This is a genomic window from Brevundimonas nasdae, from assembly GCF_019395145.1.
Lineage (GTDB): Bacteria > Pseudomonadota > Alphaproteobacteria > Caulobacterales > Caulobacteraceae > Brevundimonas > Brevundimonas nasdae.
The window spans coordinates 2,662,269-2,685,238 of record NZ_CP080034.1 but is presented as its reverse complement, the minus strand read 5'-3'; the positions used below and the strand labels follow the sequence as shown (position 1 = coordinate 2,685,238).

17 protein-coding genes and 1 pseudogene are annotated in these 22,970 nt (G+C 59.5%); 10 read left to right on the top strand and 8 right to left on the bottom strand.

Annotated features, from left to right (window positions below; translation table 11 throughout):
* Nucleotides 1–7 precede the first annotated feature (7 nt).
* Nucleotides 8–580: a dTDP-4-dehydrorhamnose 3,5-epimerase gene (rfbC, locus tag KWG56_RS13050; RefSeq protein ID WP_219355086.1), complete on the bottom strand. Its 573-nt coding sequence runs from the start codon at nucleotides 578–580 to the stop codon at nucleotides 8–10.
* Nucleotides 581–735: 155 nt separating this feature from the next.
* Here rfbC and KWG56_RS13045 point away from each other — a divergent pair, with 155 nt between their 5' ends.
* From KWG56_RS13045 to KWG56_RS13030, 4 genes are all read left to right on the top strand, one after another.
* Nucleotides 736–3,048, top strand: a complete 2,313-nt coding sequence (locus tag KWG56_RS13045) for a glycosyltransferase family protein (RefSeq protein WP_219355085.1) — start codon at nucleotides 736–738, stop codon at nucleotides 3,046–3,048.
* A complete protein-coding gene (locus KWG56_RS13040; protein WP_219355084.1) occupies nucleotides 3,045–4,070 on the top strand; it encodes a hypothetical protein in 1,026 nt (341 codons plus the stop codon). The genes KWG56_RS13045 and KWG56_RS13040 overlap by 4 nt, the downstream gene beginning before the upstream one ends.
* 166 nt (nucleotides 4,071–4,236) lie before the next feature.
* Nucleotides 4,237–4,395 carry a class I SAM-dependent methyltransferase gene (locus KWG56_RS13035; RefSeq protein ID WP_219355083.1) on the top strand — a complete coding sequence of 53 codons (159 nt, stop codon included), beginning with the start codon at nucleotides 4,237–4,239 and terminating at the stop codon, nucleotides 4,393–4,395.
* Between the two features lie 550 nt (nucleotides 4,396–4,945).
* Complete coding sequence (locus KWG56_RS13030; protein WP_219373667.1) at nucleotides 4,946–5,995, top strand: glycosyltransferase family 61 protein; 1,050 nt, start codon at nucleotides 4,946–4,948, stop codon at nucleotides 5,993–5,995.
* Between the two features lie 49 nt (nucleotides 5,996–6,044).
* Here KWG56_RS13030 and KWG56_RS13025 read toward each other — a convergent pair whose 3' ends face one another.
* A complete protein-coding gene (locus KWG56_RS13025) occupies nucleotides 6,045–6,698 on the bottom strand; it encodes a class I SAM-dependent methyltransferase (RefSeq protein WP_219355081.1) in 654 nt (217 codons plus the stop codon).
* A 254-nt stretch (nucleotides 6,699–6,952) separates the two neighbouring features.
* On the opposite strand from KWG56_RS13025, the pseudogene KWG56_RS18990 reads away from it, so the two are divergent.
* Nucleotides 6,953–7,327 (top strand): annotated as a pseudogene (locus KWG56_RS18990) (transposase); the annotation flags it as partial.
* 207 nt (nucleotides 7,328–7,534) lie between these two features.
* Nucleotides 7,535–8,590 (top strand): phytanoyl-CoA dioxygenase family protein, encoded by a 1,056-nt coding sequence (locus KWG56_RS13020; protein ID WP_219355080.1) that lies wholly within the window; start codon nucleotides 7,535–7,537, stop codon nucleotides 8,588–8,590.
* A gap of 229 nt (nucleotides 8,591–8,819) precedes the next feature.
* On the opposite strand, the gene KWG56_RS13015 is transcribed toward KWG56_RS13020, so the two are convergent.
* Together KWG56_RS13015 and KWG56_RS13010 are read right to left on the bottom strand one after the other, a co-directional pair.
* Nucleotides 8,820–9,680 carry an ATP-binding protein gene (locus tag KWG56_RS13015; protein ID WP_219355079.1) on the bottom strand — a complete coding sequence of 287 codons (861 nt, stop codon included), beginning with the start codon at nucleotides 9,678–9,680 and terminating at the stop codon, nucleotides 8,820–8,822.
* Between the two features lie 3 nt (nucleotides 9,681–9,683).
* On the bottom strand, nucleotides 9,684–10,808 hold the full coding sequence (locus KWG56_RS13010; RefSeq protein ID WP_219355078.1) for a Mu transposase domain-containing protein: 1,125 nt from the start codon (nucleotides 10,806–10,808) through the stop codon (nucleotides 9,684–9,686).
* Nucleotides 10,809–11,174: 366 nt separating this feature from the next.
* Between KWG56_RS13010 and KWG56_RS13005 the strand changes: the two genes are divergently transcribed.
* Together KWG56_RS13005 and KWG56_RS13000 are read left to right on the top strand one after the other, a co-directional pair.
* Nucleotides 11,175–11,447 carry a nucleotidyltransferase family protein gene (locus KWG56_RS13005; protein ID WP_219355077.1) on the top strand — a complete coding sequence of 91 codons (273 nt, stop codon included), beginning with the start codon at nucleotides 11,175–11,177 and terminating at the stop codon, nucleotides 11,445–11,447.
* A gap of 124 nt (nucleotides 11,448–11,571) precedes the next feature.
* Nucleotides 11,572–12,138: a hypothetical protein gene (locus KWG56_RS13000; RefSeq protein ID WP_219355076.1), complete on the top strand. Its 567-nt coding sequence runs from the start codon at nucleotides 11,572–11,574 to the stop codon at nucleotides 12,136–12,138.
* Nucleotides 12,139–12,585: 447 nt separating this feature from the next.
* Here the strand turns inward: KWG56_RS13000 and KWG56_RS12995 are convergent, their stop codons facing one another.
* Nucleotides 12,586–14,601, bottom strand: a complete 2,016-nt coding sequence (locus KWG56_RS12995; protein WP_219355075.1) for a tetratricopeptide repeat protein — start codon at nucleotides 14,599–14,601, stop codon at nucleotides 12,586–12,588.
* Between the two features lie 124 nt (nucleotides 14,602–14,725).
* Nucleotides 14,726–16,078: a phosphoglucosamine mutase gene (gene glmM / locus KWG56_RS12990; RefSeq protein ID WP_219355074.1), complete on the bottom strand. Its 1,353-nt coding sequence runs from the start codon at nucleotides 16,076–16,078 to the stop codon at nucleotides 14,726–14,728.
* Between the two features lie 163 nt (nucleotides 16,079–16,241).
* Between glmM and glmS the strand changes: the two genes are divergently transcribed.
* Entirely contained in the window at nucleotides 16,242–18,056 is a 1,815-nt protein-coding gene (gene glmS / locus KWG56_RS12985) for a glutamine--fructose-6-phosphate transaminase (isomerizing) (protein WP_219355073.1), read from the top strand.
* A 31-nt stretch (nucleotides 18,057–18,087) separates the two neighbouring features.
* Here the strand turns inward: glmS and KWG56_RS12980 are convergent, their stop codons facing one another.
* Both KWG56_RS12980 and KWG56_RS12975 read right to left on the bottom strand, forming a co-directional pair.
* A complete protein-coding gene (locus tag KWG56_RS12980; protein ID WP_219355072.1) occupies nucleotides 18,088–19,173 on the bottom strand; it encodes a glycosyltransferase family 4 protein in 1,086 nt (361 codons plus the stop codon).
* Nucleotides 19,174–19,249: 76 nt separating this feature from the next.
* The gene (locus tag KWG56_RS12975) at nucleotides 19,250–19,711 is read right to left on the bottom strand and encodes an Lrp/AsnC ligand binding domain-containing protein (RefSeq protein ID WP_201099541.1); all 462 of its coding nucleotides are present in this window, start codon (nucleotides 19,709–19,711) and stop codon (nucleotides 19,250–19,252) included.
* A 110-nt stretch (nucleotides 19,712–19,821) separates the two neighbouring features.
* Between KWG56_RS12975 and putA the strand changes: the two genes are divergently transcribed.
* Nucleotides 19,822–22,953, top strand: a complete 3,132-nt coding sequence (gene putA, locus KWG56_RS12970) for a bifunctional proline dehydrogenase/L-glutamate gamma-semialdehyde dehydrogenase PutA (RefSeq protein ID WP_219355071.1) — start codon at nucleotides 19,822–19,824, stop codon at nucleotides 22,951–22,953.
* Nucleotides 22,954–22,970: the final 17 nt, after the last annotated feature.

Below are 22,970 nucleotides of genomic sequence, written 5' to 3'. Positions count from 1 at the left end.
GTTCGGATCAGAGCGCCGGCAGCGGCTCAAGCGGTCGGCCGTCATACGCAAAGGGGCTGTCGAACTCGGCCAGGGTCGGCAGAACCCTGTCCTTGTCGGACAGGACCGCGCCGGAAGCGGGCAGCGGCCAGTCGATGGCGATGGTCGGGTCATTCCAGACGATGCCGCCGTCGCAGTCAGGCGCGTAGACGTCGGTGACCTTGTAGGCAACCTCGACATCCGCTTCGAGCGTGACGAAGGCGTGGGCGAATCCGACCGGCACGAACAATTGCTCGCCGCCCTCGGCGGTCAGTCTGGCGGAGACGTGCTGGCCATAGGTCGGCGAACCCCGGCGAATGTCCACCGCATAATCCATGATCGACCCGCGCACGCAGCGCACCAGCTTGGCCTGGGCATGGGGCGGACGCTGAAAATGCAGCCCTCGGATCGTGCCCTCAAAGGCTGAGAACGACTGGTTGTCCTGAACAAAAATGTCGTCAATTCCAGCCGCCTGAGCTTTAGACTGGGAATACACTTCCATAAACCAGCCGCGATCATCACCAAATCGAGGAACAGTGAGCAGTTTGACGGGATTAGACAATGATCAGGTGCTCCAATAATGACTGGATGATCGCTCCTAGCCGAGAGAAACGGGCGTGACAAGAAATTGCTCTTAGGGTATCCGTCGCATGTGGCGATGGGTCGATAATGCCGTAATCTATCAGCGGGGCGATCTGAGCAAAAGAGCAACTACATATGGTGTTTAGTTTGTTTCGCTGGCTCGAAGAGTTCAAGCGTGGGTTGGGATCAGGCGGTGCTGCCATTTCATCTATAGAAGTGGCAGGTGGGATTCCCGAACATGTTTCTTCTGTAATCAAAGCGTGGTTTGACCCAGTCTTTTACGGGGCTGCCTATCCCGATGTCATGGCCGCGGGCTTGGATCCACTTTCACACTACATCACCCATGGGGCTGCGGAGATGCGCGACCCAAATCGGTGGTTTTCGACGCGATTTTATGTTCAGGCCAATCCCGAGGTAGTCGCGTCCGGCATCAATCCTCTTTTGCACTATGTGACATCCGGGCACCTTGAAGAACGGTTTCCCAGTGCTCTTGAACGTCAGCGTATCCAGGATCTCGGTGGTCTGCCGCCCGTTCGGGTGGATTCTGTGGCAATCGCGCTTACCGTCTCCCAAGTTGAGTTGAGCGAGGCATCGGACCTAGACGATTGGGCTGTGGCCATGGTCGCTCAGGCCCTCGATCCCGACAGTTACTCAGCCCAGTTGTCCGAGTACGGCGTACAAGCGGACGATCTTGCCCGCCATTATTTGCTTGAGGGATGGGCAATGAGTCTCGATCCTTCGCCAGAGTTTTCGACGCGGTTTTATCTGGCGACCAACCCCGACGTCGGGCAAGCGGGAGTAAATCCTTTCCTACACTACCTTACGGAAGGACGTAAGGAAGGTCGCGCTGGTCTGCCAAGCGTCACTGACGCCGGCGGTGATGACTTCAACGCCGAACGCGACCTGGTCGCAACCGAGTTCAATGCGAAGTTCTATCTTTCTCTCTATCCGGACATCACCGAGGAGGGGGCGCTGGATCATTTCGTGCTGACGGGCTGGCGCGAGGGGCGTGATCCCAATCCGAGGTTCTCCACGTCGAACTACCTGGAAATGTATCCCGACATTCGCGCCAGTGGCATAAACCCTTTCTACCACTACCTTCTGACCGGACGGCTTGAAGGGCGCTTGCCTAAACAGGAGCTGGGTTATCGCTTCGACGTCTTGCGTAAGCTGCAACGAATCGACCGCACCGTGGAGGATTATCGGCGGCATGTCGCGCGTGTTCGCCAGACGGCCTCAGCAAGGTTAGGCGATCTTGGGGGATTGCTCACTCGTTCGATGGGGGCGGCGTGCTACATTACGGTCAGCCACGATGATTTCACTCGCAATTTCGGGGGCGTGCAGCTGGTCGTCATGCGTGAGGCCGAAGCGGTTTCGGCTATGGGGCGCGATCATATTCACTTGTTTCCAAGCGCACCCTTGCCTGTTGTCGAAATGGAAGACCCGGAGCCGAAGATCGGCGTGCTGGTCAACGGCATGCTGCTGGGGCACTTCAAGGCTGTGGACCTCGCTGAGGCCTTCAAGGGTCTGAAGGCCTCCGGACTGTCGGACTGTACATTCGCCGTCCATAGTCTTCTGGGACATGGCGTTGACGGGGTGATTGATGTCATCCAGGCCGCCGGCGGGCGCGGTGGATGGTTCTGGGTTCACGATTACGCGAGCATTTGTTCGGGCTTCACGCTGTTGCGCAACGACGTTCAGTTCTGTGACGCTCCCCCGATCAATAGCACCGCATGCATGGTCTGTTCGTACCGACCACTGCGTGTTGAGCAGGTTCGAAGCCATGATCGGGTGTTTAGAGCGCTGGATATGGGCGTAGTCGCGCCTTCACAATCTGCGCTGGATGTCTGGGCTTCGGCGTCTTCATACCCCGTTCGCGAAGCGCGGGTTCATCTGCATGCCGCTCTCGTTCAGCCGGGGGCGCGATCAAAACGAGCACCAAGGAAGCCGGGGCCGCTGAGAGTTGCCTTTTTGGGCCTGCCTTCGATTCATAAGGGGTGGGGCGCTTTTCGCGATCTAGCCTTAAGTCTGGAAGGCGACGATCGCTATGAGTTCCATCATCTGGGAAAGAATCCACAGGGGGGGCTGCCGATCAAGTTCACTGAAGTGCTCGTCAACATGACGGATCTGGACTGCATGGTTCGCACTGTCAGGGAGTTGGATATAGATGTCGCCTTGGTTTGGGCGCTCTGGCCGGAGACGTTCTGCATTACGGCCTATGAGGCGGTCGCGGGCGGTGCGGCAATTCTCACTTATCGAGAAAGCGGCAATGTCGCCGCCATGGTACGCGAGACGGGTGTTGGCGAAGTGCTTGACACCGAGGCGGCGTTGAAGGCGATGTTCGCTGATGGGAGCGTCTATCGGGTCGCCAAGCGACGTCCAAAATCAAGACTTCAGGTAGAGTTTGGTCGAATGACCGTCGATCTTTTGAGTGAGACTGCGGGATGAACGTCATATGCTACAGCAGCTTCACCTTTGGGTATCTGAATAGGGCTCGCGTTCTATTTTCATCGGTTAAGCGATTCCATCCGGACTGGCATTGCGTCGCTCTGATTACCGATGTTCCGCCCCCCGGCTTTCAATGGCGCGATGACGAGCCCATTGACGAAATCGTCTACGCCAAGGACCTCGGGATCGAGAATTTTGAGAGCTGGTTGTTTAAACTTGACGTGATTGAGGTGTGCACGGCCGTAAAGGGCCCCTATCTGCTTCAAGCATGCAAGGGCAAGGCTGATGCGGTCATCTATCTTGATCCTGACACTTGCTTGTTCAACTCACTAGATCCGTTGACCGAAGAGTTGAAGCGGTCGGAAATTGTCATTACGCCGCACCAGACCCATCCAGACGAGGAACGATCTGCGATTATCGATAATGAGATCACCTCGCTAAAGACCGGTATATACAATCTCGGATTTCTGGCGGTGCGAACAACAGGCGAGGGTCTGCGTATGGCCCAATGGTGGAGCGACCGCTTACTTGAATTTTGCCATGATGATATTCCAAATGGTCTGTTTGTTGATCAGAGGTGGTGCGACCACGTCCCTAGCTTCTTCGACAATGTCAAAATATTGAAGGATCCGGGCTATAACGTCGCAAGTTGGAACCTTAGTCATCGCACGGTCGATATCGATCATGGGGGCATGGCTCGTGTGAACGGCGTCCCGCTTCGCTTCTGGCACTTCACAAAGCTGGGGCCATTGGGCGACGTCATGACTAAGCGATACGCTTTAGATAATTTCCCTGTGTACGAGCTCTGGGCTTGGTACCGCGATCAGGTGGCGCTCGCGACGGGCACCGACGTTCCCCAAGGGTATTGGGCGTTCGGCGTCTACGACGACGGAGTGGCCATCTCTAAGGACCAGCGAGTGCTGTATCGTCATCGTAAGGATCTGCAGGAGGCCTTTCCAAATCCCTACGCTTCCGGAGAGGGAACACTACAGTCTTGGCTGTCAAATGAAGGTGTGGCCTAACTTGGCGCCGAATGCCCGATGCTGATACTCGATGATATTGAAGTCGAGCAATATACTGACACGGTATGGTCAAATACTCGTCCCCAAAAAAGATAGCGTTATCGGAAGGTCGCTCAGGCCTTATGGGGGGATATGCGGAATATGAAATCAGCATAGTCAGCACTCCGTGAAGGACGGCGATGTGATTTTGGATGTCGGTGCAAACATCGGCACGCATGCTCTCTTTTTAGCCTCGCGCTTTCCCTGCTCGCCGGTGTTTGCGTTCGAGGCGCATCCGTTGGCGGAAATGCTGCTTTCCGCCAATCTGCCTGTCGTCGAAGCCTAACTGTAAACCCATGCCGATGGCGTGTGGAAGGCATGCCGGGATAGGTGGGGTTTGTCCCACATACGACGACCTAGACTGGAGCATCGGCGCTGTGAATTTACGCGATGCCCTTCTTGGGGCTGAACAAACTATGCAGTATGATAGCTTCGCCTATCCGACTCTCATCGTGCCGCTTGATGTTGCCGATTCCTGGCAGGGCGCAATTGATAAAGAACAATGTCGAAGGCATGGAGGATGATGTTATAGCGAGGGCGGTCGGTTGATCGAACGCGACAGGCGGTGGTCTGTTTTGATGTCTTCGCGCTAGAGACTATGCGCCGTTGCCGGGAATTGCTTCTGGCAAGAGGGTATGATCTGCGATGGCTGGAAACAAATGCGTTCAACGATCAGAATTCAGTGGACGCGTTCAGGCCGTCTGCGCTCTAGGAGAAGCGAGCATACTTGCTTTGCCAGTCATTGATGGCTTCAGGGTTCGCTTCTTGAAACGCGTAAGCGGTAACGAGACCGATGTGCCCAGAAGCGCTTACGCGCGATAACCTAGGATTTTTCTGTGTTTGGTAAGTTTATTCCGACGTCGTTTGAAACCTCCTATAATAGACGTCTGCCTGTAATATCCCACGTCTCTTGGGAGGATGATCACTTTCGCGCCTACGTCGAGGGCGTTGTAGGAGTCTCGAAGGTTGTATGCCCGGATGAGGGGTACTTCGAGATGGCGAATGTCTTCGTGTATGATTCAAAGCATGTGTTCGTGGGGGATGGTTTTGAACCACTCACGACCGTGGATTATGCTGCTCAAGCGCAAGTCGCGGAGTCGGTCCGAATTGAGATCGCTCGCGACGCCTATCAAACACTAGGAGCGCAGGGCCGACTGGACGTAATTTTTTGTAAAGCCGGCGCCGATAACTTTGGTCATTTCCTCGCCGAGTGTGCGCCGCGGCTGTTGAACTTGGCGGCGGCGGGGTTAGGGCCCGTTAGGCTTCATATGCCTTATGGAAGCGCTATGTTTGCCGACTTGGTGCTGCGAGTTTGTGCTGCCCTGGCAATTGATGCCGAATTGAGAATAGGCAAGTTGGGCGATCTCGTACGAGTTGAGCGCGCTATTTATATGTCATCCGTATCGTCGCACAATACTAGAAAATCGCGAACGTTTAAGCTATTTCGAGACCTTGTGATCTCTATATTGAATATAGATCAAAATTATGATCGTAGGATCATGATTATTAGATCGCCAAATGAAGGCCGAAATATACGAAACTGGGACGCTTTGGCGCCCATATTTTCCGAATTCGACTATGAAGTCCTGTTTCCAGGGGCGATGAGCTTTCGGCAGCAGGTAAATACGTTTGCGGCGGCGGGGCGATTGGTGGGGACGCTTGGGGCGGGATTCACCAATTGTATGTGGGCCGGTGCGGACTGTAAGACCCTGATGTTCGATCCTGGACTATGCGATTTCTTTTTCTGGGATATCGCGGGACAGATGGGCCAGGATTTCCGGTGGTGCTTTTCCGGCACGGCTCAGCGCTGGAATGAGGCGCTCTCGGTTAGCGATTTCTCGATTGAAGCCGATGTCCTACGACAGCAACTTGCAGATCTTGGATAGAAAAATGTAACCAGACGTCGCGCACGACGGCGGCCGTCTGGCCTTTTGGTTAAAAGGGACCTGTGTGCCGGTCGGTCTTTTTGGACAGTACTGCGGTGCGGCGGCCGAATTCGACCGAGCCAACCCAAGGCGCATTGTCGGCTATAAACAAGTCGTGCGGACGCTCATCTCCGAGAGCGGTGTCGCCCGTCACATATCGTGACATCTTGACCAGATAATCAAAGGCCGAAATCGGTGAGAGGCCGTCGAACGCTGCGTTCTTTAGGTGACCGTCGAAGCTCGTGTCCAAATCCTCTACAATATAAGTCCCGCCTTTCTTCAGAATCGGGAATAGGATTTGCAGTGTGGTGATCTGGTGATCCCATCGGTGGGAGCCATCGTCAACGATGACTGTCGGAATCCCGAATTCTTGGATTACACTAAAGAGAAAATCGGTGTGGCTTGCGTCGCCAATTCGAATGTGGACGTTGCCGCCAGCGTATTTGACGCATTCTTCAGTGATGTCCAATCCAACTATAGTTGCATTGGGGAAGTATTGAGACCATGATCGAACTGAGCCTCCACGATAGACGCCGATTTCTAAGAGTGTGAACGACTGATCCCTGAGTCGCGAGAGGCGTCTGTCATACAATCTAAGGAAGTCGTGGTGGTTGGATGCCTTGTCGGTGCCGTGTTCCAAACCGATTTCGTCTAATGATTTCATCTCATTTAGCTCTATGATTGGGCGCGGGAGTTCAGTTGGTTATCGTGAGGTCGGCGATGTCAAGTGGGCCGGTGATGCATTTCCTTTTCTCCTGTGCTGCGAAATTCCAATGAGATCACTTGGAAGGGTGGCCTAGTTTCACGAGTTCTGGCTGGTAGTGAAAAATATTTTTGCTCTAAAGGCGCCGCGAGAGATGTGCCCACCTGAGGCTCCTGTGGAAATAGTTAAGGTCCGCGCAACGAAGGACGGGCAGGGTGGAGCGATCGAGGTTCATGAAAGGGCAGATCAACGGGGTGCTGCAGGAGCAGAAGTCGGCCTGACGGCGGCGCAGGGTGTGTCGGCGTCATGGGGAAGTCGGGCGACCTTTTACAGGTGGAGGGCCAGGTTCGGCGGGCTCGACGTTGTAGGAGGCCCGACGGCTGAAGTTGCTTGAGGGCGAGAATGCTCGGCACAAGCGGATGCTGGCGGTCGCGATGCTGGAAACGTGACCCTGAAGGACCTACCGGGAAAAAGTGGTGACGCTCGCCGGCTTGCGCGAGGCGGAGCGAAAGGCGGACGTGCCGTGTGCTCGCGTCGATCGGACGAGCGCGCGCTATCAGGCGGCGCGCACGGACGATGGTGTTCTGCGAGGCCGGCTTAAGGCCTTCGCCCAGTAGCGTCGCGGGGGCAGCGGATATATCGCGAGGAGCGGCGGATGGGAGTGAGCAATGGGCACGTTCAGAGTTCCGCTCGCGATCCGCTTTATATCGAAGAATGATTAAGCTGACTATTGGAGGACTGCGCAGCGCGATGTTAAGTCCCTGAACTAGAGCCTAATGAGCGGACAAAGGTGCGTAATGACCCAAGAACGTCGTAATCTCCTCCCAGGGGTTCCAAAGGTTGAATCGCCGTTTTTCGCCGATTTTTTTGATGCGGCCTCAACTTCGCCTGCGGTCTACGACGCCGCCGTTCAGCTTAACCAAAACGGCTACGCCATAATTGATTTTCCAGATGCGGAGATCGACTTAGTCGCCGAGCGGATAATGCGTGATCTTCACGATAGTTACGACTGGGATGCATTTCGATCTACAGGCGTTGGGTTACGCCTCCAGGATGCCTGGCAGGTCAACGATGATGTGCGGCGTTTGGCTGTTAACCAGACAGTGATTGACCTTTTAACTGCGTTATATGGACGTAAAGCGTGGCCCTTTCAGACGCTTAATTTTCCGGTCGGAACGCAGCAGCATTTCCACACTGATTCGGTGCATTTTTCATCGATGCCAGAACGCTTTATGTGTGGAGTGTGGATCCCTCTAGAAGATGTTGGCTTGCAGCAAGGGCCGCTAGTCTACTATCCGGGATCGCATAAGTGGCCAGTTTATAGCAACGAACATGTTGGACACCGCCATAGCGAAACATTCTCCACAAGTCAGACTGTGTTTGAGGAGATGTGGAGTCGTCTCGTGGCGGTGCATAATATTGAGCCCGTTCGCTTGGAGATACCTAGGGGAAAAGCGTTAGTATGGGCTGCAAATCTACTTCATGGCGGAGATATCCAGCTTGATAAGAGCAAAACGCGGTGGTCTCAAGTTACGCATTATTATTTCGATGATTGTGCATACTACACTCCATTGAATTCTGACCTTCCTGCTGGCCTGATCGATTTCAGGCGGCCGTTTAACATTGTTACAGGCGAGCCATCAGAGAATTTTCATCTTGGAAACAAGATCAATCAAGACTTTATTGAGGCTGTATCGCCACGGAGTGTGAAGGCCAACCAGCCTGTGGCTCATTTTGATGCTGAGGCCTATCTACGCGCTAACCCCGACGTTGCTGCAGCGGGTGAAGATGCATTCGACCATTGGACCAAGCATGGTCGTGCAGAAGGGCGTGCCTTGCGTCCTGGTGAGTGAAGATTCGATTTGCGTTTTCGCAGTTTGGATATTTGTAGCCTTTTAACGCTACGATGCCTTGAGTCGTAACTGCCTATATTAGCTGGATGTTGCATGTAGGCCCGGCCTGACTCCAGTTTCTCATGCAGCGATAACGAAAATCCTTTCCGGGTTTGAGCTCCGGTTTCTTGGGGGGCCAGAGGTCTGTCAGAGCGGCTTTCAACTCGCACAGCGGATCGGCCTTGTGCGGTCACCTTATTCCATTCGTCCTTACAAGAGCCGGATTTGAGCATCGCGTGGAGACAATTCTCAGGTGCAGGTCAGCGCCGCCCGAGGCTTCCAGCATTGAACGGGGGGATCTGAAAAGCGCCTCGTTCAGCAGCTCGTCACGCAGCTGGCGACTGGTTGAATGGAGGGGGCACAATTCTGGACACCCGATGACAGGCGCGCTGGTCAGTGCCGGACTCCGCAGGCGGACGGCGATGTAGGCGTGCCATTCTTTGAACGAGAGCTGGCCCGCCAGCAGGATCGAGGCCGAGCGGGTTCGGGCGTCCACGACGTCCAACAAGTCGTGCTTGCCCAGCTCGGTCAGCGGCGTCAGGCCGAAGTCATCTAGGATCAACAGATCAAAGCGAGTCAGCGACATCCGCAAGCGGCCCAGGCTGCCGTCCTGATGGGCGATCGCCATGTCTCCGAGCAGCTGGTGAGTTCGATAGTATCGCACCGTCAGGCTCACCCGCGCGGCGTGGCCGCCAAAGGCGCACGCCAGATGGGTTTTGCCGGTCCCCGTGGCGCCCGTCAGGATCAGGTTCTCAGCCTGGCGCACCCAAGCGCAGGTCGGAAGCTCGGCCATATGGGCCCGGTCTAGATTGCGAGCGGAGCGGTAGTCGATGTCCTCGGCCGCTGCCGGGATCTTCAGTCGCGCGGATTTCAGAATCCGCTTCAGGCGACGATCATCGCGGTACGCGGCCTCGGCCTGCAGGAAGTGCATCAGGCGATCTTGAAACGGAAGATCGGCGAACGCCGGCGCAGCGCCGTGGTGCTCGATCGCGCCGACCATGCCGTTGAGGTCGAAATCGCGGAGTTTGTCGACGATGTGAGTGGTGTTCATGGATCAGGCTCCGGCGAAATAGTCGGGACCGCGCACGTTCTCATTCGTGGCGGCGGTGTTGTTTGGGGTGACGAAGTCGGCCGGATCGGTGAACTCCAGGTTCCGATCCAGAATGTTGCGCACATGGCTAGACGGGGCTCGCCGCTCCGCACCGCGCGGGCGCAGGCCGCTTCCAATCTCACCGGACCGACACGCTTTGCCAGGTCGCGAAACGACCGATAGACGGCGGTCTTGGCGGCGCCGAAGAATGGACGTCCAGCCTCGCCCTGGACCACGGCCTGAACGCCGGGACCTTGCAGCCGGGACCACAGAACAACGTCCTCGTCGTTCCCGCCCGCTGGGCCAAGTGGTTGGGCGGCATGTGGGCCGGTCGGTTGAAGCCTCGCCCGCAACGGCCACCCGCGGGTGAACAGCGATCGGTTTTCCGTCGTGCCAGATTTCGACCGTGGCGGCGTTCCCGCGAACATCGACCCGCCAACTGATCAGCGTATGCGGCGCGGAGTACCGGCGCTGGTCGTGCACGACACGATAATCCGGCCCCAACAGGAGCTGACGCCGGACCTCGAAGCAGGCGAACGGCTCCGCCTGGATGGGCCGCAACGCCGGACGATCCAGTTGTTCGAAAAGAGTGCCGCGGGACTCTCCGGGCGCGCGCCGCAATGCCTTGGTGTTCAAACAAGCGAGCAGCCCGGCCAGCAGGACGTTCATCTCACCGAGAGACATCACCGGTCGATCTGCGAGCGCCAACCGCAGCAGGCGCTGAATCAGCTTCACGCCGATCTCCACCTTCGCCTTGTGTGTGGGGCTGTAGGCCCGGGCCGGGCGGGCGATTGTTCCGTGATAATCGCAGAAGGCCTGGAAGGTCGAATTGATCACCGCGTCCTGACCGGGCTTGTGGGATATAACGGCGGCCTTGAGATTGTCTGAGATGATCACCTGGGGGGCGCCGCCGAAGAAGCGGACCGCCTGTTCGTTCGCCCAGATCCAGTCGGCAACCCGCTGGGAGCGGGTGACGCAGGCGAAGGTGTAATCCGAGCTCGGAAGCACCGCGACGAATAGCTCGAACGGGAGCAGGTTGGCTGGGTCATCGTCGCGCCCGTGAGGCCGAAAGCCGGCGAAATCGACCATCATAGTTTCGCCCGGCCGATGACGCTGTCGCATGATCGGATGGGCCGCCACATCGTAGTCGCGGAACTTTCGGCAATAGTCGCGATAGGACGTCGTCGGCTGAGGCGCTCAACTTTGCGAAGAAGATGCTCAAACTTGAAGCGTCAGGCGTTCGTCATCCCCTCTGCCCGTGAGCCGCCCCGTGGCGCGGTACGCCAGAAGCGGTCGCTGACGCCGGCGCGAAAACCGGACGTTCAGAGCGGCCCAACAGAACGGCCGCTAACGACGCATAGCGGACATTCCATAGTCGCGTGTGTGGAGCCTTATCGCACTGTCGCTTGCTCCGTGGGATGCTGAGGAATGCGCCGCATTTAGGTCATCGTCACAGTGAAGCAGCTGGAGCCTTCACTTCGAGAGCAAGGCATTGGAGCTATCTGCCTGTACGGATCTGTCGCGCGAGAGACGCAGACCGACTCTTCGGACGTCGACCTTGCGTTCGACATCGCGCCAAGCGCGACCGAGCGCTTCTCCTTGATCGATCAAGCGCGCATCCAACGGCAACTGGCGGCAGCGCTCGGCACTAAGGTTGATCTCGTCGAGCGGGATTATCTCCGACCGCGGTTCGCCGTCTCGGCTTCGGTGATCTGTATGCGGCATTAAACGACCAAGCACCGGACAGCTTCAAGAATTGATTTTTTGACGCCACGGCCTGGCCTGTCGGCCCTTCCTTGCGTTTGTTCTGCCGCTCGTGGATGCAGCGAAGCAGGGCTGCGAGTTCGAGGTCATGCAAGTCCTGCGCTCCCAGTCGCCACTGCTGGCGAAGGAGGACTTGGCGGGAGGTGAGGTTGCCGCGCGGCTGGCACGGCTACGCCTTCTGACCGAAGAGCTGGGGGGACTTCTCGCGGATGGGTCTGCCGCTACAAATCAACAGGTGCTGATGCTCTTGCGTGATAGCGGCATCTTCGCGCTAGACCCACGCAACCCGCCTTATCTGGAAGCCGCTCCTGCGGCGGCAGACGCGGACGGTGCCGCTGACGACGAGGGGGCTGCTAAAGAGATCGCGGCGATGGAGCGCTTCTTGGCGTGCCCCGCCGCGCAGTTCTGGGGGTACTGGCAATACGTCCAGGAGCAATCGCCCTTCTCGACCCAGCAGGGCATCAAGGGGGCCGAGTTTCCTCGGGTGCTCGTCGTCCTTGATGGCGATGAAGGAACCCACACTCATTCTCGTACGATAAATATTTCGGGCTCAAGCCGTTGTCGGACCGCGATCTCAAGAACATCGCCGAGGGTCGCGAAACAGCGGTCGAGCGCGCTAGGCGACTGTTCTATGTCTGCTGCACTCGGGCCTTGAAAGATCTCGCTGTTGTCTGGTTCACCGGCGACACGGCCGCCGCTGAGGCGCGTCTAAGACAGCTTGCCCTGTTTGATGATGCGGCCATCCACCGGATGGGATGAAGCTAGCGGCTCAGAAAAGATGCCTCGACGCCTCGACATGAGCGCCAGTCCCGGCTTGTGGCGATGGTGTGGAGCCAGCCCAGGAGCGAACCTGCCGAAGGTCAGCTGAGAGTCAGCAGCCGACAGTTAGTTCTAGACAGCCCGATTTCTGCGGGTCAGTTCCGTTGTGGGGCGACGGCGCTTTATTGAATAGCTCTGTCGCCCCACAACTCTGACCGATGCCGTGTCCAGCTTGGCGCAAGCCGTCCGCACGAACTGACCAGAGGCGCCCAGTTGTTTGGCTTCACACAGTTGAAGGCAGACCGTAGCTATTCTTGGATGAGTGTCAGGGCGCGTATGACGATCAACCGGCGTGGCGGATTAAAAAATCTCCTTCGATGGAGGCGGTCGCTTCAGAAGCCGTTAGTTCTCGTATCGATTCAAAAGATCGGTCTGAAGAAAATGTCCACATCGGGTTCACGTAAGGATCGGTAGTGCATGCACGACCCCATCGATCACTTAGCTCTTGAAACTCCTCATCATCCCATGACGCTTTCTCTGACGTCAACGCGAAGCCCCGAGTTTTGCTCTCATAATGCAGTGCTTCAATTTCGGCGCAGTAAACTACCGACAGGCCACACGCGCGGACCTTCAGGCAAAAGTCTAGATCGTTATAAGCAATAGCTAAATCTTCCTCAAATCCCCCTGCGCGTTCGAACACATCATGTCGGACAGCTAGGAACGCGCCAGTAACTGCCGCCACTTCTCGGGAGCGCTTCCATCGATTCAGGGGGCCGCCGTCACTTGGTAAGGTGCCACGCCCTTCATGTATTGGCCGTCCAGATATTCCTCCCATAACAACGCCGGAGTGCTGGAGTGTACCATCCGGATAAAGTAGCCGAGCGCCAACCGCTCCGACATCGGGATCTGCCAACGTCTCCCTCAATCGAGTATCCCACCCACTAGACAGCATCTCTATGTCGTTGTTGGCAAACAAGATGATGCCTTCAGGTACGTGTCTGGCTCCAATATTGTTTAGGCGCGACCAATTAAATGGTTCATCTGCTGGAATTATCTTGCATGGGTTGTTGGATGAAATTCTCTCAAAGGTCAAAAACGTCTTTTCTTGTTGGCTTCGATTGTCAAGAACTAATATATCTAGCAAATCGATTCTATCGGAATGCTTTGTTAGAGAAATAATGCACGCTTCTAAGGTCTCATGCTCGTCGCGTGTGGGTATTACTACGGTTATTCGTTCGTGGTGATGGTTCGGGTCGGTATCTCTTTGGGGTGGGTAGTCGGAAATGATCGCGGCGGACGAGCATACCGATGAGAGAACTAAGGGGATGTGCCTAACATGTAGGTGACGATCTAAATGATCTCGTATTAATGTCTTGATCCAGTCTCCTTTTATTGTGTCTCTTAGCGTATCTATGGCTGTGTTCCAATCGAGACGTGAAAAATGACATACTGACGGCCCGATCAGGCAGGTCTCGATGTCGATACGAGCAGGAGCCGGATACAAAATTGGCGAAAAATAACGCGGCGTCCTATACCTATTCTGATGATGGTAATCATGGTCGGCGTATATTGCATCTGTCGGCAGCTGCCGGCTTGCAAAGCGCAGCCATTGCAATGCTAGAGGGGTAAGTATGGCGCCTGAAGTTAGAGTGACAATTTCAGAGAAATTGTCCGTGTCATTACATGACTTGAATGCAGTAATATCATCGAAGAATGAAAATCGATTGTCGTGGAACATTCTGCTTGCAACCGAATGGTTCATCACGTCAGAATCAACTAGAAAAAACGCTCTCCATGTGGTCTCAGACTGCTTGTTTAGGCCTCGAATCATTGCGAGAAGGATTGAGGGCCCAATACCTCTCCCATCTACTAAAATTTTAAAAGGGGTGGCATTCGGAATGCCGGGAACCGGAGGAGTTACAAGTGTGCTGCGGAATTTAGACCACTGTTCTGCGGATTCTGCGAGCGGACGCTTTGCTCTCAACTTCACACCGCCAGCATAAGCGATAGCTGCCTCATCGGATTTTCCTGATAAGTTGAGTACATGTCCTAATCCGACATATGCATCTGCCGATTTCGGGGATCGCTTCACAGCTTCTCGATAAACCGTTTCAGCCTCTCCTAATCTACCAAGCTCTTTAAGCGAATGGGCGAGGCCGAGGCGAGCACTGCCGCTATTCGGCCGAGCGCGAAGAGCCTGTTCGAAGCGAACTGCTGCATTTCCCCAATCGCCCACCGTCCTGGCCTCTCGTGCCGCCGCTAGGCTTTCTGCATACTTTGGCTGCCGTCCGATCCATTCGTACCGTACCCGATAGAAAAATCGCATGCTGCGCTTTAGCAAGTTGCGCTCCATAAACATCAGACTGTCCAATATTCGTTCACCAAGCGGAGAGCTCAGGGTTGAACTCGAGTGCCGCATCGGGCTGTGCCACGGCTATGGTCGAAGTAGAAACTATTTCATGGTGCGCGTGAGGTGCGCTTGCTCATGCCGTTGCCGTCTTCACTGCTGTGGCAACTTCCGCCACCAGCCGCTTCACCAGCGCCTCGTCGTCGCCCTCGGCCATGACGCGGATCAGCTTTTCGGTGCCTGACGCGCGGACCAGCAGCCGACCCTGACCATTCAACGCAGCTTCGGCTTCGGCGATGGCGGCCACGACGGCGTCGTTCTCCAGCGGCTTGCCAGCGTTGAAACGGACATTCTCCAGCAACTGGGGCACGGCGTCGAACTGATGGGCCAGTTCGCTCATCGGCTTGCCGGATTCGACCAGGACGGCCAGCACCTGCAACGCCGCCATCAAGCCGTCGCCGGTCGTCGCGTGATCGCGCAGGATGATGTGGCCCGACTGTTCGCCGCCGATGTTGAAGCCGCCTTCGCGCATCCGCGCCATCACATAGCGGTCGCCGACCTTGGTGCGCTCCAGCGACAGGCCTTCAGACTTCAGGCGCCGCTCCAGGCCCAGGTTGGACATGACGGTGGCGACCACGCCGCCGCCGGTCAGCAGGCCGCGTCTGGCCCAGTCCAGACCGACCAGAGCCATGATCTGGTCGCCGTCCACCACCTGACCCTTCTCGTCGCAGATGATCAGCCGGTCCGCATCCCCGTCCAGGGCGATCCCGATGTCGGCGCGGTAGCGTTTGACCGCCTCTGACAGGGTCGCCGGATGGGTCGAACCGCACTCGGCATTGATGTTGACGCCATTGGGTTCGACCCCGACGGGGAAGACCTCGGCACCCAGTTCGAACAGGGTGGTGGGGGCGACCTTGTAGCCTGCGCCATTGGCGCAATCGACGGCGATGCGCAGACCCTGCAGGCTGAGACGTTTGGGGAAGGCCTGTTTGGCGATCTCGATATAGCGGGCCTGGGCGTCGTCTATGCGTTTGACCCGGCCCAGCTTGTTGGACGGCGCCAGATCCTGGTCCAGACCGGCGTCCATCAGGGCTTCGATCTTCAACTCGATCTCGTCGGACAGCTTATAGCCGTCCGGGCCGAACAGCTTGATGCCGTTGTCGGCGTAGTCGTTATGCGAGGCCGAGATCATCACGCCCAGATCGGCCCGCATCGACCGCGTCAGCATGGCCACGCCCGGCGTCGGCACGGGGCCGAAGGTGCGCACATCCATGCCGACTGATGCAAAGCCCGCCACCAGGGCCGGTTCGATCATATAGCCCGACAGGCGAGTGTCCTTGCCGATCACCACCAGATGACGTCGGTCGTCGCTGGTGCGGAACAGCTTGCCCGCCGCCAGACCGACGCGCAGGGCGACTTCCGCCGTCATCGGATAGGTGTTGGCCCGACCACGCATGCCGTCGGTGCCGAAGTATTTTCTGTCGCCCAAGGTGAGGTCCTCTTGTTTCGGGTAACGTTCCGAAACCCCTTTTTTGATGCGGCGCGCCTTAAGATTGCATAGACGGCCAATGGGGCTTGGTCTGTGGCTTAACCCCGGATCGCCCTCAGTGCAAAGCGGCGACCCTTTTGCGTTGTTACGGAGCCTTCCAGACATGTGCGGCATTATCGGCGTCATCGGCAACGGCCCAGTTGTTCCCCGCCTGATCGACAGCCTGAAACGGCTGGAGTACCGGGGCTATGATTCCGCCGGGGTCGCCGCCATGGTGGATGGCACGGTCGAGCGCCGTCGGGCCAAGGGCAAGATCCGCAATCTGGAAGCCGTTCTGGCGGAAGAGCCGCTGAAGGCGACCATCGGCATCGGCCATACCCGCTGGGCCACCCACGGTGCGCCGACCACGGTGAACGCCCACCCGCACAAGGCCGGGCGCGTGACCCTGGTCCACAACGGCATCATCGAGAATTTCGCCGAACTGAAGGCTGAACTGGCCGCTGAAGGTCATGTCTTCGAAAGCCAGACCGACACTGAGGTCATCGCCCACCTGCTGGACGCCGCACTGAAGACGGGCCGCAAGCCGATGGAGGCCTTTAAGGCCACGCTGGATCGGCTGACGGGGGCCTATGCCCTGGCCGTTCTGATCGACGGCGAGGACGGCCTGATCCTGGGCGCCCGTCGCGGCAGCCCGCTGGTCGTCGGTTGGGGCGAAGGCGAGATGTATCTGGGGTCCGACGCCCTGGCGGTCGGCCCCTTCACGCAGCAGATCTCCTATCTGGAAGAGGGCGACTATGTCGCCGTCACCCGCGACGGCGCCGAAATGTTCGACGCCTCGGGCCAGCCGGTCGACCGGGCCGTGGTTCAGGTGTCTGCGTCCTCGGCCATGGTCGAAAAGGGCGAGTACCGTCACTTCATGGAGAAGGAAATCCATGAACAGCCCGACAGCGTCCAGCACACCCTGTCGGAGTATCTCGATCTGGTCACCGGTAAGGTGAAGCCGCAGGGCGTCGATTTCGCCGCCATCGACCGCATCCAGATCGTCGCCTGCGGCACCGCCTTCTACGCCGGTCAGATCGGCCGTTATGCGTTCGAGAAGCTGGCGGGCCTGCCCTGCGACGTGGAGATCGCATCCGAGTTCCGCTACCGCTCGCCCGCCGTCTCGAAGACGACGCTGGCGGTCGCCGTCAGCCAGTCGGGCGAAACCGCCGACACCCTGGCCAGCCTGACCTGGTGCAAGGCCCAGGGTCTGCCGACGGCGGCGGTGGTCAATGTCCATACGTCTTCGATGGCGCGCGAGGCGTCGGTGCTGTGGCCGACCCACGCCGGGCCGGAGATCGGCGTCGCCTCGACCAAGGCCTTCACCGCCCAGGTCGCCGCCCTGCTGGCCTTGGCCGTTGCCGCGGGCGTCGCGCGCGGCCGGATCGATGCGGCTGCCGAGGCGGAACTGGTCAAGGCCCTGTTCGAAAGCCCGCGCGTGATCGCCGAAGCCCTGCGGATGGACGAAACCATCCGCGCGGTGACCCAGGAGTTGTCAAAGGCGACCGACGTTCTGTTCCTGGGCCGTGGTCCCATGTTCCCGCTGGCCATGGAAGGCGCGCTGAAGCTGAAGGAGATCAGTTACATCCACGCCGAGGGTTATGCCGCCGGCGAACTGAAGCACGGCCCCATCGCCCTGATTGACGAAGAAACCCCGACCATCGCTCTGGCCCCCCTGGACGATGTCTTCGACAAAACCGCGTCGAACCTTCAGGAAATCGCAGCGCGTGGTGGCCCGGTCATCATGATCACGCCCGAGAACGCGCCCGATCCGCACGGCGTCGGCATCCGCCGCATCGACGCCCCCGACTGCCACCCCCTGATCGCGCCGCTGGTCTATGCCGTGCCGATGCAGCTTCTGGCCTATTACACCGCCGTCCAGAAAGGCACCGACGTCGACCAGCCCCGCAACCTGGCCAAGTCCGTCACGGTCGAGTGAGGGACTTCAACGGCGTGAATTTCTGTGCGCTCTAGGCCGCCGCTCGTTTGCGGATGCGGGCGATGCGGCGCAGGCGGCGCCAGAAACGGCCGCGCTCGGGCTCGGGATAGGGCTGCAGGTTCTCGACGAACTGCTCGGCGGACGCGCGCCAGCTGAACTTCTCGGCGTAGGCGCGCACGTCCTTGCGGTCGAGCTTCAGGCATTCCAGGCAGGCGGTCTTCAGGTCCTTGTCGATCGCGCCGGCGTTGGAGCCGGGGATGATGTCGATCGGGCCGTGGGCCGGATAGGCGGCGACCGGCGTGCCGGTGGCCATGGCCTCCAGGATCACCAGGCCGAAGGTGTCGGTCCAACTGGGGAAGACGAAGACGTCGGCATCCCGGAAGCAGCGGGCCAGGTCGTCGCCGAACTTGGCCCCCAGGAACTTGGCCTCCGGATATTTCTCCTGCAGGTCGGCGCGGGCAGGACCGTCGCCGACGATGATCTTGGTGCCGGGCAGGTCCAACTGGAGGAAGGATTCGATGTTCTTCTCGACGGCCACGCGGCCGACGTTCAGGAAGAAGGGGCGGGGCCAGTCTTTTCCCCCCATCTCGTCATAGATGCGCTCCAGGTCGGGGTTGAACACCTCGGTGTCCACGCCGCGCGACCAGGGCGAGACATTCTTGAAGCCGTGCTCGACCAGTTCGTCGCGCAGGGTCGGTGTCGCCACCATCAGGCGGCCCGACGGCTTGTGGAACCACTTCATATAGGCGTAGCCGACCTGCACCGGGATCGGGAAACGCGCCGAGACATATTCCGGAAATTTGGTGTGATAGCTGGTCGTGAACGGCAGCTTCCACTCCACGCAGATGCGGCGCGTGGCGATGCCGATGGGGCCTTCGGTGGCGATGTGCACGGCCTCGGGCTCGAAAGCGCGCAGCATTTCGCGAATCTCTTCCTCAGCGCCCAGGGCCAGTCGGATTTCCGGATAGGTGGGGCAGGGAATGGTCTTGAACAGGCTGGGCTCGATGACCTCGACCTCATGCCCCATGGCGCGGCATTCCGCGATGGTGCGGGTCAGGGTGCGGACGACGCCGTTGACCTGGGGCTCCCAGGCGTCGGTGGCCAGAACGATGCGCATTGAGGCGGGCGGACCCTGAGCCGTTAATCAAGAGCGGAACTTCTAGCCGGTTCGGATGACGATGGCGAGACGGATGCTAGATCGGCAGCACGGTCGTCGACTTCACCTCTTCGAGAACCGCATAGGTTCGGGTCTCGCGCACGCCCGGCATCCGCACCAGAACGTCGCCCAGGAAGGCGCGGTAGGCGTCCATGTCGCCGACGCGGGCCTTGATCAGATAGTCGAAGCCGCCGGCGACCATGTGGCATTCCAGAACCTCGGGCTGGGTGCGGACGGCCTCGGCGAAGGCGTCGAAGACGTCGCCGGTGGTGCGGTCCAGCAGAACCTCGACGAAGATCAATAGGTCGCGCCCGACCTGGGCCGGGTCGATCATGGCGGCATAGCCGGTGATGATCTTCTTTTCGCGCAAGCGTTTGACCCGCTCGAAACAGGCTGCGGGCGACAGGTTGCAGCGCCGGGCCAGTTCGGCGTTGGAGATGCGGGCGTCGGTTTGCAGCACCCGCAGGATGCGGCGGTCGACGGCGTCGATTTCAATCATCGGAAAATCGCCCCTGAATACGAATGATCATCGGCTCGTTGATCTATCATACGAAGCACCTTCAATGAACTCCGGCATATAGGGCTTAAATCCACAGGATTTGCCGCGCCATGACCACTGCCCCCTTCACGCCTTCGAGCCTGGCCGCATGGGACGGTCTGGATGCGCGCAAGTTTCAGAATGAGCGCGAGGCCGTCGCCGCCAATCTGGCGCGGATTCCGCTGAACTCCGCTGAGCGCGCTGCGGTGGTGGATGAGGCGGTGGCCCTGGTCGAGCACGCCCGCCGCAGTCAGAAGAAACAGGGGGTGGTCGAAAGCTTCCTGCAGCAGTTCTCGCTGGGCACCCGTGAAGGCCTGGCCCTTATGTGCCTGGCCGAGGCCCTGCTGCGCGTGCCGGATGAAGAGACGCGCGACCGTCTGATCGCGGAAAAGATCGGTTCCGCCGACTGGGCGTCGCACCTTGGCCAATCCGACAGTCTGTTCGTCAACGCCTCGACCTGGGGTCTGATGCTGACCGGCAAGCTGGTCGATGTGGATGATGAGGCCAAGACCGACCTGTCCGGCTTCCTGAAGCGGATCGCGGGCCGGATCGGAGAGCCGGTCATCCGTCAGGCCGTGGCCACCGCCGTCAAGATCATGGGCGAGCAGTTCGTGGTCGGGCGCACCATCCAGTCGGCGCTGAAACGCTCGAACAAGGAAGGTTGGCTGTGCAGCTTCGACATGCTGGGCGAGGGCGCCCGCACCGTCGCCGACGCTGATCGCTATGAAAAGATCTACGCCGACGCCATCGAGGCGGTGGGCAGGACGTCAAAGGGGCAGGGGCCGGAACACGGCCACGGCGTGTCGGTGAAGCTGTCGGCCCTGTCGCCCCGCTATGAGGCGACGCACGAGGACGACATCTGGGCGACCCTGTATCCCCGCATCCTTCGTCTGGCCCAGATCGCGGCCAAATACGACATCAACTACACGATGGACGCCGAAGAGGCGGACCGCCTGGCCCTGTCGCTGAAGCTTCTGGATCGGCTGGCGCACGAGCCCTCGCTGGGCGGCTGGACCGGTCTGGGCCTGGCGGTTCAGGCCTATCAGAAGCGGGGTCTGGAGACGATCCAGCGGGTCGCCGACCTGGCCCGCCGCTCAAACCGTCGCCTGATGGTGCGTCTGGTCAAGGGCGCCTATTGGGACACCGAGATCAAGCGCGCCCAGGTCTTCGGCCGCACCGATTATCCGGTCTTCACCACCAAGACGGCGACCGATCTGAACTATCTGGTCTGCGCGCGCGCCATGATCGAGGCCTCGCCCGACATCTATTCCCAGTTCGCCAGCCACAACGCCCACACCCTGGCCGCCGTGCGCCGCATGGCGCGCGATCGCGGCGTCACCGTCGAGCATCAGCGCCTGCACGGCATGGGCGAGGCCCTGTACGACGCCGCCATCGAGAAATGGTCCGATGAGACGGTGATTGTGCGCGCCTACGCCCCCGTCGGCGGGCATGAGGAACTGCTGCCCTATCTGGTGCGCCGTTTGTTGGAGAACGGCGCCAACTCCTCCTTCGTCCACGCCCTGCTGGACGAGCGTGTTCCCGCCTCGGCCGTTGCGGCTGATCCCATTTCCCTGGTCGAGCAGGCGCCCGACCGTCACCCCAAGATTCCGGTTCCGCAAGATATGTACGGCGATCGTCAGAACTCCCTCGGCCGCGACTATTCCCAGGCCGCCGACCGCGAAGCCCACGCCAAGGCGCTGCAGCTGGTCGATCGTGAAAAACTGACCTCCGGCCCCCTGATCGCTGGACGCTTGCGCGCCGGGATCAACGCCCAGGACGTGACCAATCCGTTCGACCGCACTCAGGTGCTGGGTCATGTGTCGGAGGCGACCGAGGCCGACATCGACGCCGCCGTCGAAGCCGCCGGCAACGCCCAAGTTCAGTGGGACCGTCAGGGCGGCGCCAAACGCGCCGTGATCCTGCGCGCCATGGGTGATGCGCTGGAGGCGGACATGGACCGTCTGATCGCCCTGCTCAGCCGCGAGGCGGGCAAGACGCTGAACGACGGCGTCGCCGAGGTGCGCGAGGCCGCCGACTTCTGCCGCTATTATGCGCTGTTGGCTGAACGCGACTTCTCCGCGCCCGAGACGCTGAAAGGCCCGACTGGCGAAACCAATCAGCTGATCCTGCACGGGCGCGGCGTCTTCGCCTGCATATCGCCGTGGAACTTCCCGCTGGCCATCTTCACCGGCCAGATCGCCGCTGCGCTTGCCGCCGGCAATGCCGTGCTGGCCAAGCCTGCCGAACAGACGCCGCTGATCGCCGCCGAGGCCGTGCGTCTGTATCACCGGGCGGGTCTGAACCCCGACCTGCTGGCTCTGGTTCCCGGTCGTGGCGAGACGGTCGGCGCGGCCCTGGTCACGCATCCGGGCATCGACGGCGTCGCCTTCACCGGCGGCACCGACACGGCCGCGGCCATCAACCGCTCCATCGCCGCGCGCCCCGGCGCCATTATCCCCTTCATCGCCGAAACCGGCGGCCTGAATGGCATGTTCATCGACACCACGGCGCTGAAGGAGCAGGTCATCGATGACGTCATCCTGTCGGCCTTCGGCTCAGCAGGGCAGCGCTGCTCGGCCCTGCGCGTCCTTTATGTGCCCAAGGATTCCGCCGACGCCCTGATCGAGGGACTGAAGGGCGCTCTGGCCGTCCAGACCGTCGCCGACCCCGCCGACCCCAAGACCGACATCGGCCCCGTCATCGACCCGGAGTCGCGCCGCGCCCTGGAAACCCACGTCGAACGCCTTTCCAAGGAAGCCAGGATCATCGCCCGCGCCAACCTGCCGCTGGGCGCCGAAAAGGGCGACCTGTTCGCCCCGACCATCGCCGAAATCCCCACGCCCGACTTCCTGGAGCGCGAGGTGTTCGGCCCTATCCTGCACATCTACCGCTATGCGCCGTCCGACCTGAAGACGGTCGCGGGCAAGCTGGCTGCGCGCGGCTACGGCCTGACCCTGGGCGTCCACAGCCGCATCGAGGCCTTCGCCGATGAAGTCGTCGCCCTAGTCCCCGCCGGCAACGTCTACGTCAACCGCTCCATCACCGGCGCCGTCGTCGGCGTCCAACCCTTCGGCGGCGAAGGCCTGTCCGGCACTGGCCCCAAGGCTGGCGGACCCAACAGCCTGATCCGTTACGCTGCCGAGAAGGCGATCAGCGTGAACATTGCAGCGCAGGGGGGAGATCCGGCGCTGTTGAATTTGTAAATCGTATTCGTGGCTTG

Bases quoted from the DNA above. Each gene is read 5' to 3' on its own strand.
- glmS (WP_219355073.1), top strand. From the start codon at position 16,242: ATGTGCGGCATTATCGGCGTCATCGGCAACGGCCCAGTTGTTCCCCGC.
- KWG56_RS12975 (WP_201099541.1), bottom strand. From the start codon at position 19,711: ATGATTGAAATCGACGCCGTCGACCGCCGCATCCTGCGGGTGCTGCAA.
- KWG56_RS13000 (WP_219355076.1), top strand. From the start codon at position 11,572: ATGCAAGTCCTGCGCTCCCAGTCGCCACTGCTGGCGAAGGAGGACTTG.
- KWG56_RS13040 (WP_219355084.1), top strand. From the start codon at position 3,045: ATGAACGTCATATGCTACAGCAGCTTCACCTTTGGGTATCTGAATAGG.
- KWG56_RS13045 (WP_219355085.1), top strand. From the start codon at position 736: ATGGTGTTTAGTTTGTTTCGCTGGCTCGAAGAGTTCAAGCGTGGGTTG.
- KWG56_RS13020 (WP_219355080.1), top strand. From the start codon at position 7,535: ATGACCCAAGAACGTCGTAATCTCCTCCCAGGGGTTCCAAAGGTTGAA.
- KWG56_RS13025 (WP_219355081.1), bottom strand. From the start codon at position 6,698: ATGAAATCATTAGACGAAATCGGTTTGGAACACGGCACCGACAAGGCA.
- KWG56_RS12995 (WP_219355075.1), bottom strand. From the start codon at position 14,601: ATGTTTATGGAGCGCAACTTGCTAAAGCGCAGCATGCGATTTTTCTAT.
- putA (WP_219355071.1), top strand. From the start codon at position 19,822: ATGACCACTGCCCCCTTCACGCCTTCGAGCCTGGCCGCATGGGACGGT.
- KWG56_RS13010 (WP_219355078.1), bottom strand. From the start codon at position 10,808: ATGGTCGATTTCGCCGGCTTTCGGCCTCACGGGCGCGACGATGACCCA.
- KWG56_RS12980 (WP_219355072.1), bottom strand. From the start codon at position 19,173: ATGCGCATCGTTCTGGCCACCGACGCCTGGGAGCCCCAGGTCAACGGC.
- KWG56_RS13015 (WP_219355079.1), bottom strand. From the start codon at position 9,680: ATGAACACCACTCACATCGTCGACAAACTCCGCGATTTCGACCTCAAC.